The sequence below is a fragment of the Bacillus cereus group sp. BfR-BA-01430 genome, assembly GCF_022663115.1.
Taxonomy (GTDB): domain Bacteria; phylum Bacillota; class Bacilli; order Bacillales; family Bacillaceae_G; genus Bacillus_A; species Bacillus_A cereus_BD.
On sequence record NZ_JAKUEW010000065.1, the window covers coordinates 1 to 564 of the forward strand.

Below are 564 nucleotides of genomic sequence, written 5' to 3' on the forward strand. Positions count from 1 at the left end.
ATACGATCCATCTTTTCACTCCTTTATACAAAATAAAAAAACAGCTTATTGCTGCTCTGATTTCACTAATTTATCGACTAATAATTGTTCTAACACTTCTATTCTACGATTCATTTCTTCCATTTCCGCTTTATGCTGTTCTTCTATTGTTTGAATCTTTTCATCGTATTTCATCTCCAGTTCTTGAACTGCTGCGGTAAGAATAGAGAGTGTAGAATATAGTTTAATTCCGTCCTTCTCTGGTGTAGTAAAAATGTCGTCTGTTTCTTCTGCAATGAATCCAAATTGAGTCTCAATATCTCGAATTGTATACGGCTCAGCTTTATCTTCAGGTTTGTTCATCCGCATTTGGTACAACTCATACATATCTCGTTTTAGAAAATATTGCTTCACTTTAAGCTCTCGAACTTTTTCTAAAGGCGAAAACGGTAAATCGTGAATAGACGTTTTTATCTTTTCTGTTGACCTGTTGATATGTTGCATTGCATAAGAATTTTGCTCAGCCCAAAGGTTTGTGTTAGCACGAATCCCTCCATGTGCGGTTACTTCAGAAACCTCAATACC

At 35.6% G+C, this 564-nt stretch carries 1 protein-coding gene; it reads right to left on the minus strand.

What is annotated here, in order from left to right; all coding sequences use genetic code 11:
• Positions 1–45: 45 nt before the first annotated feature.
• On the minus strand, positions 46–564 hold a 519-nt coding region (locus MR058_RS22940; protein ID WP_242145942.1), incomplete at its 5' end, for a tail fiber domain-containing protein.